Source organism: Virgibacillus ndiopensis (assembly GCF_900187325.1).
In the GTDB taxonomy this organism is placed as follows: domain Bacteria; phylum Bacillota; class Bacilli; order Bacillales; family Amphibacillaceae; genus Virgibacillus_E; species Virgibacillus_E ndiopensis.
Window position 1 is genome coordinate 115,683 of sequence record NZ_FZMZ01000006.1, and the last position, 13,318, is coordinate 129,000.

The 13,318-nt window shown below is 35.0% G+C and carries 15 protein-coding genes; 8 read left to right on the plus strand and 7 right to left on the minus strand.

Annotated elements, in window-relative coordinates; all coding sequences use genetic code 11:
* Positions 1-30: 30 nt before the first annotated feature.
* Entirely contained in the window at positions 31-738 is a 708-nt protein-coding gene (locus tag CS937_RS13350) for a DUF554 domain-containing protein (protein ID WP_099158980.1), read from the plus strand.
* A 267-nt stretch (positions 739-1,005) separates the two neighbouring features.
* Here CS937_RS13350 and CS937_RS13355 read toward each other — a convergent pair whose 3' ends face one another.
* On the minus strand, positions 1,006-2,361 hold the full coding sequence (locus CS937_RS13355) for an arsenic transporter (protein WP_099158981.1): 1,356 nt from the start codon (positions 2,359-2,361) through the stop codon (positions 1,006-1,008).
* A gap of 464 nt (positions 2,362-2,825) precedes the next feature.
* Positions 2,826-3,449 (minus strand): spore protease YyaC, encoded by a 624-nt coding sequence (gene yyaC / locus CS937_RS13360; protein ID WP_099158982.1) that lies wholly within the window; start codon positions 3,447-3,449, stop codon positions 2,826-2,828.
* Between the two features lie 88 nt (positions 3,450-3,537).
* Between yyaC and CS937_RS13365 the strand changes: the two genes are divergently transcribed.
* The 7 genes from CS937_RS13365 to rpsR all read left to right on the plus strand — a co-directional run bounded on the left by CS937_RS13365 (position 3,538) and on the right by rpsR (position 8,461).
* A complete protein-coding gene (locus CS937_RS13365; RefSeq protein WP_099158983.1) occupies positions 3,538-4,557 on the plus strand; it encodes a YkvI family membrane protein in 1,020 nt (339 codons plus the stop codon).
* A 101-nt stretch (positions 4,558-4,658) separates the two neighbouring features.
* Positions 4,659-5,564, plus strand: a complete 906-nt coding sequence (locus tag CS937_RS13370) for a mechanosensitive ion channel family protein (RefSeq protein WP_342748218.1) — start codon at positions 4,659-4,661, stop codon at positions 5,562-5,564.
* A gap of 18 nt (positions 5,565-5,582) precedes the next feature.
* Positions 5,583-5,780 carry a DUF951 domain-containing protein gene (locus tag CS937_RS13375; RefSeq protein WP_099158984.1) on the plus strand — a complete coding sequence of 66 codons (198 nt, stop codon included), beginning with the start codon at positions 5,583-5,585 and terminating at the stop codon, positions 5,778-5,780.
* A 207-nt stretch (positions 5,781-5,987) separates the two neighbouring features.
* On the plus strand, positions 5,988-7,088 hold the full coding sequence (gene ychF / locus CS937_RS13380; protein ID WP_099158985.1) for a redox-regulated ATPase YchF: 1,101 nt from the start codon (positions 5,988-5,990) through the stop codon (positions 7,086-7,088).
* A gap of 195 nt (positions 7,089-7,283) precedes the next feature.
* On the plus strand, positions 7,284-7,574 hold the full coding sequence (gene rpsF / locus CS937_RS13385) for a 30S ribosomal protein S6 (protein ID WP_099158986.1): 291 nt from the start codon (positions 7,284-7,286) through the stop codon (positions 7,572-7,574).
* Positions 7,575-7,589: 15 nt separating this feature from the next.
* Positions 7,590-8,054 carry a single-stranded DNA-binding protein gene (gene ssb / locus CS937_RS13390; RefSeq protein WP_099158987.1) on the plus strand — a complete coding sequence of 155 codons (465 nt, stop codon included), beginning with the start codon at positions 7,590-7,592 and terminating at the stop codon, positions 8,052-8,054.
* 176 nt (positions 8,055-8,230) lie between these two features.
* Positions 8,231-8,461 (plus strand): 30S ribosomal protein S18, encoded by a 231-nt coding sequence (gene rpsR / locus CS937_RS13395; protein ID WP_099158988.1) that lies wholly within the window; start codon positions 8,231-8,233, stop codon positions 8,459-8,461.
* A gap of 116 nt (positions 8,462-8,577) precedes the next feature.
* On the opposite strand, the gene CS937_RS13400 is transcribed toward rpsR, so the two are convergent.
* From CS937_RS13400 to modB, 5 genes are all read right to left on the minus strand, one after another.
* A complete protein-coding gene (locus tag CS937_RS13400; protein ID WP_099158989.1) occupies positions 8,578-9,246 on the minus strand; it encodes a DUF2642 domain-containing protein in 669 nt (222 codons plus the stop codon).
* A gap of 20 nt (positions 9,247-9,266) precedes the next feature.
* Complete coding sequence (locus tag CS937_RS13405; protein ID WP_099158990.1) at positions 9,267-10,619, minus strand: arsenic transporter; 1,353 nt, start codon at positions 10,617-10,619, stop codon at positions 9,267-9,269.
* A gap of 222 nt (positions 10,620-10,841) precedes the next feature.
* Positions 10,842-11,777, minus strand: a complete 936-nt coding sequence (locus CS937_RS13410) for a hypothetical protein (protein WP_099158991.1) — start codon at positions 11,775-11,777, stop codon at positions 10,842-10,844.
* 230 nt (positions 11,778-12,007) lie between these two features.
* Positions 12,008-12,625 carry an ATP-binding cassette domain-containing protein gene (locus CS937_RS13415; protein WP_099158992.1) on the minus strand — a complete coding sequence of 206 codons (618 nt, stop codon included), beginning with the start codon at positions 12,623-12,625 and terminating at the stop codon, positions 12,008-12,010.
* A 15-nt stretch (positions 12,626-12,640) separates the two neighbouring features.
* A complete protein-coding gene (gene modB / locus CS937_RS13420; protein ID WP_099158993.1) occupies positions 12,641-13,318 on the minus strand; it encodes a molybdate ABC transporter permease subunit in 678 nt (225 codons plus the stop codon).

The window sequence follows — 13,318 nt, forward strand, 5'->3', positions numbered from 1 at the left end:
AACTAGGAATAGATAATTGGAGATGTCGTTATGGTTTTATTTGGAACACTGGTAAATGGTGCGTGTATAATAATAGGAAGTTTAATAGGGTTATTCTTTACAAAAATACCCGAACGATACAAAGAGACGGTCATGCATGGGATAGGATTGGCCGTCATATTAATTGGTATGCAAATGGCATTTTCAACAGAATCTATTATAGTTGTCCTATTGAGTTTACTAAGTGGAGCTATTATAGGAGAATTTGTTCATGTTGAGGAGGGCTTAAATCGGTTAGGTAACTGGATTGGCAGTAAGTTTACGACAACAAATGACGATTTTAGTGTAGCTCAAGGATTTATAACTGCCTCACTTATTTTTGGAATTGGTGCAATGTCTATTATTGGTGCGTTAGACAGTGGGATACGAGGAGACCATGAAGTTCTGATTACAAAAGGTGTAATTGATGGTTTCGTCGCACTTGTTTTAACAACGTCCTTAGGATATGGCGTTATATTTTCAGTGATTTCAGTTGTACTGTATGAGGGTTCTATTGCATTATTAGCAACTCAAATTGAGAATTGGATGTCCGAGTCGCTTTTAAATGGATTTATTACAGAACTAACTGCAGTGGGTGGACTTCTTATTATAGCTATTGGATTGAATCTATTAAATCTCATGAAAATAAGAGTAGGAAATTTATTGCCTGCTCTTGTAACAGTTGGCTTTATCTATTATATATATGAATTAATTGTATAATTTTATACTAAAATGTCACCAAACTTATAAGTTTGGTGACATTTTTTACTGTCTATTAGATTGTTGTTTTAATGCTGAAGTTAAGAGGTGGGTATTGGAATTATAGGGTGTATGCAACACCAGTGAGGAAATACACGGAGCCCATAGTGAATGGCTTTCTCATGAGTATGCTCATAATTTGCCTTTTGTGTGAGTGGCGTATTTCAGGTAGTCTAAGCATAAATTTACGTCTCTGTTTTTATAGCAACAAACTTTCCGAAAATCACTTTATACAAAAATTAGCTGAACCCAATAGAATAATAAGATTAAAGTAATAATTGTTGTGATCGGTATAACTAAAAGTGAAACACTTAAATAATCCTTCCATTTAATTTTTATTTTATTTTGATTTAAAATATACATCCAGATAAGAGAGGCAAGTGTTCCAATTGGTAATAACAAGGATCCCATATCACTACCAATAATATTTGCAAGATAGATAGTCTTTAATGTTATAGGGTCAAGTCCCATTTCCGTTAAAGTGATGGTTCCAATCATTAATGCAGGGTGATTATTAAAAAAGTTGGAGAGAATTGAAACTAATCCTCCCATCATAAAGCTTGCTTGTAGCAAACCTTGGCTGACAATAGGTTTACAAAATTCTATAAGCAGCGTGGTAAGCCCTGAATTATGCAAACCAAAAATTATTACATACATGGAGAAGGCGAAAACGAAGATGTGCCAAGGCGTTTTCTTTAAAATGTCTAAAGGGCTAATGCCTAAACGAGCCCATCTAAATACTAGTAGAACTATTGATCCTAGAACTGCTACTAATTCAATCGGTATAGCCAGGTAAGATGCAACGAAAAGTAAACAACGTAGAATAAATACAAATAGTAAAATTTTTAACATAAGCTTTGTTCGTTTTCTTTTTGTCTCAACAGAAATTGTTCCTTTTAATGGGTGAAATCGTTTAGTGAAAAAATTTTCTTCAATATAGTGTATAGAGCTAGGTAATGTTTTTGGTAATTTACTTTTTATTATTAAGAACATAAGAATTGACATAAACATCAAGCCTAGCGTTGCAGGCACAAATATCATTGCTGTATGCATATAAAGTGACATATCAACAATTTCCAGTGCAATTAAATTCACAATATTACTCACCCCTACTGGTGCGCTAGAAGCGGTTGCTATCAATGCTCCAGTTAAAAGATAAGGAATCATTTGATGAGGCTTTAGACGGAGATTTTTGAGGAGTAAAATTAGTATTGGGGTAGTTATTAAAATACTGCCGTCATTGTTGAATAATAGTGTCATTAAAAAACATAAAAGCTGAATGTACCAATATAAACGGTATCCAGAACCTTTCGCTAGGGTAGCAAGACGAGCTGCAGACCAGTGAAAAAAACCAAAACTCTGCAATGTAACAGCCATAACTATTGTAGCGATAATAGTAATAGATGCTCCGCTGATTTTACTGAGTATATCTGTAACATCGCCATAAGATACTTGGCCAGTGAGTACTATAATCACAGCACCTATTGCTGCCGGCCATGCTTCGTTGATGCCACGTGGCCTCCAAAATATAACAACCATGGTTAAAAGGAAAACCAGAATAGTAAAGCCAATCCCGATAGCCATGATAATTCTCCTTTCAAAATTAAACTAGGATAATTTTGCTTATAAATATTTTTTTTTATTATTTTCTCTAGTTAACTAATTACAAGAGACTGGTATCCAAGTAATATAAATACCTAGCGAAAATAGAAACAACAAGTATCTTTCCTTTCTATTTAATATATTCACCCTACGAGTCAGCGATTGGATATAAGCATAATTCCATTAAAATGTGTGATTGTTACTCTAGTAAAACTGTCCATCAATGATATTTTAACCAAGCTTATTCTGTTAGTATGATATAGCATTGTTATTTCTAATAAAATAGTCTATAGAGATAGATTTACATAGGATATATCTGCCTATTAAAATCAAGTATTTAGGATACGTAAAAAAAGCGTCTGGATTGTATTTCAATCCAGACGCTTTTTAATGGGTTAGTAAGACAAAAATGGGAAGGAATGATAATATTCATTGGCTATTGTGCTTTATATATCTGCTATACTTTGTGTTAATGGTGGTGTTACGGTAGCAGGAAATGAGCGGCTGTAGCATAATCGTTTATCTATTTCCTCCAAAACCGCAGACATTTTCTTTGCCATCTCAACAACAATGGAAAGTCTTGTGTTTTGTAATATGGAATATTCCATAAATCCACTTATATTTACGACACCAGTAACATGAATATCTCCTATTGAGGGTAGGGGCTTATTTAAGGCCGCTCCTGGCTTTAAAGGACCCTCCCCAGTGATGATGCAACCAACTGAGGTACTTTTCCCTAAGCATGCATCAATGGCGATTATATAGGGATTCCTATGTTGTTCTGTAATTAGTTTTACATAGCCTTCCAGATTAGTTGCATGGACCGGTTCATGTAACGTACCATATACTGTCATATGTTTGGGTTTCATTTCCGAAAAGAAAGTGCCAGTCAATGGTCCGAGAGCATCTCCAGTAGAACGGTCTGTTCCAATACAAACTACTACATACTCACGAGGTATCTCAGGTAGCCATGAAATAATTTTTTCAGACATCGTGTTAATCAAGTCAGGATTAGTATGTATTAACCTTAAATTTTCATTTTTTGCTGTAAAACGATTTTTTAGATTCATAGCTTATCCTCCACATACATATTGGTATAAGTATACGAACAAATTAATTTTTCTATACATACATCATTAAAATATTGGAGGAAATTCCATGAGAGCTGGACTGAAATGGATGTTTTTAATTATTGGTACAACAATAGGGGCTGGGTATGCATCAGGAAGAGAACTATGGCAATTTTTTGGGCATGAAAGTGGACTGGCTATCCTTTTATTCGCAGTGTTCTTTTCAATGTCGTGCTTTGTTATTATGAAAATTAGCTTTCAAAGGAAGTCAACTGATTATTTACCTGTTCTTAGGGATATTGTTGGAAATAAATTAACAGGTATCTATGATGTTATGATTTTTTTATATTTATTTACGACAACAGTTGTTATGCTTGCAGGAAGCGGTGCAACTGGACAGGCGTTTAATATCTCTTATTGGTGGGGTGTACTCGTTATTGTAATTGCACTTATCCTATTGTTCTCAAAAGATATAAGCGGAATTTTATCGATGAATCAATTTATTTTACCGTTGTTACTTAGTGGTCTTATCTATATATTATTGTTATTTACGTTTGACCAAAAACTACCACTCTTTTCACATTGGCATGAACAGCGGAATTGGACTGCAGCCTTCCCGTTTACCGCTTTAAATATTTTGCCCTTAATTGCAGTATTAGGTGCGATTGGAAATAAAGTTCATTCCAAAACGGAAATATGGGTTGCTAGTTTAGGAAGCGGCTTGATTTTAGGAGGGATTTCCTATATATACAACAATAGTTTAATCCAAATTGCTGATGAATTGCTCTTATATGAGATACCGTTATTTGCAATTTTAAAGGAATATCCGTTTCAAATGCTGATTTTTATGTCAATTCTACTTTGGTTTGCCATTTTTACAACAGCAGCATCAGGAATTATGGGAATTGTCACTAGACTTCAAAGTCATTGGAATATACCTTTATGGCTGTTGGTTTTATTAACCTTAATGGTGATGGTTCCATTGACCACGGTAGGATTTTCTACTTTAATCACGTATATTTATCCAATTTATGGGCTATTAAATTTATATGTGTTAACGCGTTTACTACTGTACCCTATTTGGAACAAACTGGATAAAAAGGTGTGAGGAAAATAAATATACTCTTTTCTTTTAATAATCCATATATTGTTGTAAAATTTATTCATATGTTAATCCATTACAAAATACTAGTTTTTGGAGGGTTTAACTTGGATGCAATTGACAAATTATGGAATTATATTACAGGGAAAGATTTATGGATAGATATAGGTGAAGGCTTTCTTAGAGTAATTGTTATCATAATACTAGCTATGTTCGTTGTTCGTGTTGGTAAAAAGATTATTAATCGTATATTTCAAAATAAACAACGTGGGCCATTTCAAATAACAGAACGCAGAGAAACTACTTTGAAAAAATTAGTCCAAAATATGTTGACCTATACGGTTTACTTTGCTGCGTTAATTATGATTTTAGACAATGCATTGGGATTTAATGTTGGAGCACTGCTGGCCGGTGCTGGTGTCGCTGGTTTGGCCATCGGTTTTGGTGCCCAAAATTTAGTTAAAGATATTATTTCTGGATTTTTTATCATTTTTGAAGATCAATTTTCGGTTGGAGATTATATTTTCACTTCAAATGCTGAAGGTACAGTGGAGGAGATTGGCATTCGAACAACCAAAATTAAAAGTTGGACAGGGGAGCAGCACGTTATTCCAAATGGCAATATCACACAGGTTACAAATTATTCTGTTCATAATGGTTTAGCCATAATTGACATAAATGTTCCATATGAGAGTGATATCGTAGCGGCAGAGAGAATTATTAATGAGATGGCGCGGGAACTTCCTGGTAAATATGAGCAGATTGTCAGTGTCCCTGAAATTATCGGAATTGAGACATTAGGGTTATCTCATTATGTAATTCGTGTAACTGCTGAAACGCTTCCTGTATATCAATGGGCAGGTGCCAGAGTCATTCGAAGAGAAGTAAAAGAGAGACTTTATAAAGAAGGTATTGAAATTCCATCACCACGCCTTGTTATGTATTCACGTAATGAAAATCCAACTGCATTAGAAGTAGAAGATTTCCAGGATAGGGATCAGGAGAGAGAATAGAAAGAGGGGGTATTATTTATGGGAGACAAACAGTTTGCTCTAAATGATGTAGTTCAAATGAAAAAGCAGCATCCATGTGGAGAGAATCGGTGGAAAATAATTCGCATGGGCATGGATATTCGGATTAAATGCCTGGGCTGTGACCATAGTGTACTTATTCCTCGAAAAGAGTTTACGAAAAAGATGAAAAAGGTTCTAGAAAAGACAGAAGAATAAAATGGAAAATTATTTTCTTACCAATATTAAACTAATTTGTTAGGATTAATAGATAGAAAAAATTTATTTTCTACTTACGAATTGCAAAAATAGGCATGAAAACTTGCTTATTTTTGCTTTTTCTTTACTTGTCAATTTGTGAGCTTGTATTATAATTGGTAAGACGAACGCGTTCAGATGAATGAATCCTTAAGGAGTGAAAGTTTAATGTCTCTTACAGCAGGAATTGTCGGTCTTCCGAATGTTGGGAAATCAACATTATTTAATGCAATTACACAAGCGGGTGCAGAAGCAGCAAACTATCCATTTGCTACAATTGACCCAAATGTTGGGATTGTAGAAGTACCGGACAACCGCTTAAATAAATTAACAGAATTAGTAAAACCGAAAAAAACAGTACCAACAGCATTTGAATTTACCGATATCGCAGGTATTGTGAAAGGTGCTAGTAAAGGGGAAGGATTGGGGAACCAATTTCTATCTCATATTCGCCAGGTTGATGCGATTTGCCAAGTTGTACGTTGTTTTGTAGACGAGAATATTACACATGTATCAGGCAAAATTGATCCAATTGATGATATTGAAATCATCAATTTAGAGTTAATTTTAGCTGACTTAGAAACTGTTAATAAACGTTTTCAACGAGTTGAAAAGCTAGCAAGACAAAAAGATAAAGAAGCTGTAGCGGAGTTTGATGTACTTGTAAAATTGAAAGAGGGTCTTGAAGAAGAAAAACCTGCAAGAGCTTTAGATTTTACTGAAGAACAGTGGAAAGTTGTAAAAGGTCTACATTTATTAACAAGCAAGCCAACACTATATGTGGCAAACGTTAGTGAGGAAGAAATTGCAAACCCCGATACCAACGAAAACGTGCAAAAGGTAAGGGAACGTGCAGCAAAGGAAAATGCAGAAGTAATCGTAGTTTGTGCTAAAATTGAGGAAGAAATTGCTGAACTTGATCAAGAGGAAAAGGAAATGTTTTTAGAGGATCTCGGAATTTCTGAATCTGGTCTCGACAAGCTTATTAAGGCATCCTATAATCTTTTAGGTTTAGCAACATATTTTACAGCTGGTGAACAAGAAGTACGTGCCTGGACCTTCCATAAAGGAATAAAGGCACCACAAGCAGCGGGTATCATTCATACAGACTTTGAGCGAGGGTTTATTCGTGCTGAGACAGTTTCATATGAAGACCTTGTCAATGCAGGTACAATGGGCAAAGCCCGTGAAAATGGTAAAGTTCGATTAGAGGGGAAGGAATATATCGTAAAAGATGGAGATGTTATTCATTTCCGGTTTAACGTATAATTTATTGCGATACTGTATTTTAGAATTAATTATTAACGTAAAGAAGGATCTCTCGAAATGTTGTTTTTTTATAAATGATTTGGTATAATACACTATTGTGAGTAATTACTAACGAATTACTCCTTGCTCCTTTCGAGAAAAGCTTATTGCTTGTCAATAAAAAGGAGCCGCTAAGACCAAAAGGAGGTGTAACGGATGAGAAAATACGAAATCATGTATATCATCCGCCCAGACATGGAAGAGGAAGCGAAAACCGCTTTAATGGAGCGTTTCCATAAAATCTTAACTGATAATGGCGCGGAGATTACTAAAGTTGACGAAAAAGGCAAGAAACGTCTTGCTTATGAAATTGAAGACTATCGTGATGGATACTATGTAGTTGTTAATTTCACTAGTGGTGAAGAAGCAGTTAACGAATTTGACCGCCTAGCGAAATTCTCAGACGATATTATTCGTCATATGGCAATTCGAGAAGAAGATCAATAATAAGGGGTGGTTCTGATGTTGAATCGAGTCGTACTTGTCGGCAGATTAACGAAGGATCCGGATTTACGTTATACACCAAACGGAGTGGCAGTAGCCAATTTTACGTTAGCTGTTAATCGTCCATTTTCTAATCAACAAGGAAATCGTGAAGCTGATTTCATTAACTGTGTTGTGTGGCGTAGACCAGCTGAAAACCTTGCTAACTACATGAGTAAGGGTAGTATGGTAGGTGTAGACGGCCGTGTTCAAACGCGTACTTTTGAAGGACAAGATGGTAAAACAGTATATGTTACAGAAATTGTAGCAGATAGTGTACAGTTTTTAGAAACAAAAGGATCTTCTCAGAATAAAAGCCAAGGGTCATCTGGCTTTCAACCGAATCAGAATCAAAACCAAAACAGACCAATACAAAACGAAGAGGACCCGTTTAAAAATAACGGTCAGCCTATCGATATATCAGACGATGATTTACCATTCTAAAGAGGTTGTTCAAAAGGTCAACAAATAATAAACGGTGAATTTCTTCGTTGGCTGGGCTTACCGGTTCTCATGTAGCTTTTGCCTACTCTCCGGCCCTCAAGCCTACGCCGCCTCGAACTTCTTGTTTCTAATTTGCCAACCTTTTGAACCCACATTTAAAAAAAGGAGGGGTATTCATGGCAGCTCGTCGCGGACGTGCAAAGCGTCGTAAAGTGTGTTACTTCACAGCGAACGGAATTACACACATCGATTATAAAGATGTTGATTTACTAAGACGTTTCATTTCAGAACGTGGAAAGATTCTTCCACGTCGTGTAACTGGAACTTCTGCTAAATATCAACGTAAACTTACAGTAGCAATAAAACGTGCTCGTACAATGGCACTATTGCCTTACGTATCTGAGTAATAAAATTACCTCTAATTTTGTGCAAGAGAATTGTTCTCTTTATAAAATTAGAGGTTTTTTATGTTTTAAATACTTCAGTCCATACGTCGCTAATATTTGTTTTTTGCTTTTCCAATTTATTCAATTGGAAAGTGCACAGTTTTTATATGTCTAAAGTTTAATATCTTACTTTTATCCCGTGCTGTGACTAACTCAATCATTTTATCTTCTATTTGTTCGAATTTTCCAATTTTGCTTGTGGATTCTCCTAAATCAAATACGACAATTTTTCCTACCCGTTTTTTTAATTGTTCCTCAAAGCTACGCGCCAGTGTAATTTGAGTGGGTTTTACAGGTAGTCTTTGCTCGTTTAGTGCATAAGGGGTTTGATTTGGATTGTAGGGAATTAAGGCTTTAAGATGATTTAATGAAATGAACATTGTTTTAAATACTGGGGAATAAAAAACAAAATAATCATTTAAAATACTTGTTATATATCCGTGAATTGCCCTGTTTTTTATAACATGTATTTCTACAAATGTACCTTTTGCACTATTTAATATTTTTCGAAGTGATATTTCTTCTGACCCTTCAAATGGAGTGTTTTCCGGTTTCTCAATATCTTCGTCCGGATCTAGGTTAAGCGAAACATTTTGTATATGTTGAAAGGGGATATATACATAATCCTCACCATTGTAAATAACCACTAGTTCAGACCCTATATCGATTAGCATTCCATTATAAACAACTCCACCGGATATCAAAATCGTAACGTCATTACCTAAGAACTGGTTTAACAATCTCATTTTCTATACATAACCTCCTTTTAAAAAAATAACCAATTTGTCCATAGATATAAGCTCAAAAGGCTTATAATCAATCCTATTGGAATAACCATAATGGTTACTTTAAAATATTGTCCCCATGTGATAGGAATTTTGTTCTTTTTCAAAATGAACATCCAAAGGAGGGTTGCCAAGGTACCTACAGGTGTTAAGAGAGCTCCAATATCACTGCCAATTACATTTGCGAGGTAGGCAACTTGTAAAGTATCTATATCCAAATTCATTTCTGTAAGTGACAGTGTTCCAATCATAACTGCTGGTAGGTTATTAAATATATTTGAGAGAAATGTTAACAAAGTGCCCATTATAGCTATTGCATTTAAATGACTACTCGCAACCAAACTGTGCAGATGTTCAAATAATACCGTATTAAATCCTACATTTTTAAGTCCATATACGAGAACGTACATGCTAAACGCAAAAATGAGAATGTGCCAAGGTGTCTTTTTAATAATATCCCTAATACCTTTTTGATAACGAAACCACCTGATTCCGATCAATAAAACTGCACCGACTATAGCAATCCACTCTAACGGTATACCAAACGTGGTTAAGGAGAAGAAGCCTACTCTGATAAGAACGACAATCGATATACATATTTTAAACATGGTCCAATCATATTCTGGTTTATCTGTACTAGTTTGAGAGAATGGGTGCTGGAATATAGGTTTTTCATTCATATCAAATGGTATATTTTGATATTCAATCTTTTTTGGTATGTCTTGTTTGAAGTATAGGAATAGAAGAATTGCGATAGTTAAGATACCTATCATAGAGGGAACAAACATCATTTCTACGTAACTATTTAATTCCAGTCCTACTATTTTTAATGCAATTAGATTTGAAATATTACTAACTGCAATTGGAGCACTTGCTGCCGTCGCAATTATCGCTCCTGATAACAGATACGCAATTTTTTGGTGAGGCTTTAATTTAATCATATTTAATACTCGGATGATGATAGGAGTTGTAATTAAAATGCTGCCATCATTATTGAAAAACAGTGTCATTAAAAAGCATATCACGATAATATATAGAAATAATAATCGACCAGATCCTTTTGTTTTGTTAACTAAATTGTGTGCAACCCATTTGAAAAAACCAATACTTTCTAAGACGATAGTCATGATAATAGTTGATATAATGGTAATAGAAGCACCACTTATTATTTCAAGAATAGCAAGAATATCACTATATGGAACGATTCCAAGTGCTAATACTAAAGATGCACCAATCGAGGTGGGAATGGTTTCATTTAATCCCTTTGGTCTCCATAGCATTAGAAAGGTAAAAAAAAAGAAAATTATATACATTATCATGGTTTTTTCAAGCATTTTGATTGACCTTTTTAACTAATTCCACAGGTGTGATATCTCCTTTTACCCCACCTTGAATCGGAGGCTGGATAAACCGAAAGAGAAAAAATCCACAAATACAGAAAACGGAAGTGGGTAGTAGCATATAGTAGGACTCCTTTCATAATAAGACATGAAGTGGACATCAACAAAATATAATTTGATTATTAGGTCTATGTGATGCCCACACTAACTATCATTTTATCGTCTACGGCTCCAGTTGTTTTGTTTAAAGGGATTTGGTCCTTTGTAATTTCTTCCACCTGTATAGGAATCATTGTTATTGTCATCATTCTCATTGTTATTGTCAGACGATTCATCATTATCAGATGATTCCTCAGCATCTTCTGCTTCTTCAGTTGATGCAACTTGAACAGTTTTTATATGGAAGATGGCAATCTTAAATAAGTCTTTGTGATGAACTAACGTTACATAGTCTTGAGAGCAATCTACAAGTACCCCTTCCACCTTTTCAGGTCCACCACTATTAATCATTACCCAGCGTTGATTGAAACTATCCAGTAATGCATTGAAGTCATCCTCAAATGCACAGGCTGGTACAATATCCTCCACAATTACTTCTTCCCATACACCAGATGATTCTTCATCAACAGTTGATCTGCTTGAACTACTAGAACTGCTGCTTGAGCTGCTTTCTCTAGATGATTCGTCTTTTTCAGGTGATTCCTCTTTCTCATCATTTACCTCGCTGATGCTTTTAATATGCTCCAGGTTATAGTAAACAACACCGTCTTTATCGGTTGAAATTGCCAAATAGTCTGGTCTTACCAATAAGAGCATACCTGATTGAGATTCTGGACCACCTTGATTCACTTGTATATCCTGTAATATAAAATTGTTCAGTAGTTCTATGAAGTTTCCGTTATCTACAGCATTCTCATCATTTTCATCATCTTCACTTACATCGATAAACAACGGGTTTCCCTTTGAATCCTCGATGACACTTTTCAAATGTGATAATTGATAATAGATAACATTGTTGTCTTTCGTTTCTAATGCAAGGTAATCATTTTTTACATAAAGTAATTTACCAACTTTTGATTCTGGTCCACCTTTAAAAACTTGAATGGTTTTATCCTTCATTTCCATTAAAAAAGGAAAATTGCTTTCCATCATAGTTTAATACCCTCCTAGTTATTTGTACTCTTGAAGTATTTATACTGTATTTATATGAACCTAGGTATGTTTTGATATAATACAACTACCTAATTTGAATAAAACAATGAGATTGCCTATTACTAGAATAGTACCCTAAATTATATGTATTCTGATGTGCTAGCGGAACAAAAAACCTTTAACTAGCTTTTACTATGCTAATTAAAGGCTTTTTTACTAGATTTGATATTCTATTTTTCTAATTTGCCTTGTTGGATTCGTAAAATGCGATTACCCAGCTTTTCTGCTTCTTTAAAATCATGGGTTACCATAATAATAGGTATTTTCCATATAGCATGGAGCCGCAACAATTCACGTTGACATTCTTCTCGCGTCTTATCATCTAACGATGAAAAAGGCTCGTCTAATAGTAAAGCCTCTGGTTCTGTAGCTAAAGCCCGAATTAGGGCAACGCGTTGTTTTTCGCCACCGGAAATTTGATGTGGGTAACTGTTTAGTAAATGATCGATGCCAATTACTGAAATCAACTTTTTTAATAAAGCTTCGTCCTTCATAGCATAGGCAATATTTTTTTTAACCGTCATGTGTGGAAACAACGCATAGTCCTGGAACAAATAACCGATATTTCGCTTTTGGACAGGAACTGGTTTTTCCTTTGTATGAAAAAGCATTCTATTATTTAATATAATTGCTCCGGTATCGGGGTTAGTAAGCCCAGCAATACTATTAAGAATCGTTGTTTTACCAGCCCCGGAAGGCCCAAATAACACTACTATTTCTTCTCCTACCTTAAACTTTGTTTCAATTGAAAAGTTTTTTAACTTTTTTGTTATAGCTAGTTCTAGCATTATGTAACCCGCCAATCATTGATTACTTGTGACCTTAAAAATGTTACGACCGCTCCACCAGTTTAACCATAGGATCGCACTGAAGCCAACTGCAATTATACTTATTACCCAAAACGTAGCTGCTTCTGTGTTACCCGTTTCAACAGCAAAATAGATTGCAAGCGGAATGGTATCCGTTTTATTTGGTATGTAACCAGCAATCATAAGTGTTGCCCCAAACTCTCCTAATGCACGGGCAAAGGTTAATACTAAACCTGCTAACAGGCCCGGCCATGCTAAGGGAAACGAAATAGTCCAAAATACACGAAATCTGGATGCTCCCATGGTTAATGCTGCATTTTCGATATTCCGATCGTAATTTTGAAAGGCAGCCGAAGCGCTTTGATACATTAATGGAAATGCGACAACAGTTGCCGCGATAACAGCGCCAATCCATGTAAATACAATTTGAAAATCATATACTTGCATGAGTATACTGCCGATTGGTCCGTTTTTGCCGAATAAATACAATAATCCAAACCCAACAACAGTAGGTGGTAAGACTAAAGGAAGCATTAAGATTGATTCAATAATACGTTTACCGTGAAATTGATTTCGTGCTAGTATTCTTGCAAATAAAATTCCGAACATAAACACGATACAAGTGGCAATGCCCGCTATTTTTAATGATAAAAGTAATGGTGTATAGTTCAT

Bases quoted from the DNA above. Each gene is read 5' to 3' on its own strand.
- CS937_RS13375 (WP_099158984.1), top strand. From the start codon at position 5,583: ATGGGAGACAAACAGTTTGCTCTAAATGATGTAGTTCAAATGAAAAAG.
- CS937_RS13415 (WP_099158992.1), bottom strand. From the start codon at position 12,625: ATGCTAGAACTAGCTATAACAAAAAAGTTAAAAAACTTTTCAATTGAA.
- CS937_RS13400 (WP_099158989.1), bottom strand. From the start codon at position 9,246: ATGAGATTGTTAAACCAGTTCTTAGGTAATGACGTTACGATTTTGATA.
- CS937_RS13365 (WP_099158983.1), top strand. From the start codon at position 3,538: ATGAGAGCTGGACTGAAATGGATGTTTTTAATTATTGGTACAACAATA.
- ssb (WP_099158987.1), top strand. From the start codon at position 7,590: ATGTTGAATCGAGTCGTACTTGTCGGCAGATTAACGAAGGATCCGGAT.
- rpsR (WP_099158988.1), top strand. From the start codon at position 8,231: ATGGCAGCTCGTCGCGGACGTGCAAAGCGTCGTAAAGTGTGTTACTTC.
- CS937_RS13355 (WP_099158981.1), bottom strand. From the start codon at position 2,361: ATGGCTATCGGGATTGGCTTTACTATTCTGGTTTTCCTTTTAACCATG.
- rpsF (WP_099158986.1), top strand. From the start codon at position 7,284: ATGAGAAAATACGAAATCATGTATATCATCCGCCCAGACATGGAAGAG.
- yyaC (WP_099158982.1), bottom strand. From the start codon at position 3,449: ATGAATCTAAAAAATCGTTTTACAGCAAAAAATGAAAATTTAAGGTTA.
- CS937_RS13405 (WP_099158990.1), bottom strand. From the start codon at position 10,619: ATGCTTGAAAAAACCATGATAATGTATATAATTTTCTTTTTTTTTACC.
- CS937_RS13410 (WP_099158991.1), bottom strand. From the start codon at position 11,777: ATGATGGAAAGCAATTTTCCTTTTTTAATGGAAATGAAGGATAAAACC.
- ychF (WP_099158985.1), top strand. From the start codon at position 5,988: ATGTCTCTTACAGCAGGAATTGTCGGTCTTCCGAATGTTGGGAAATCA.
- modB (WP_099158993.1), bottom strand. From the start codon at position 13,318: ATGAACTATACACCATTACTTTTATCATTAAAAATAGCGGGCATTGCC.
- CS937_RS13350 (WP_099158980.1), top strand. From the start codon at position 31: ATGGTTTTATTTGGAACACTGGTAAATGGTGCGTGTATAATAATAGGA.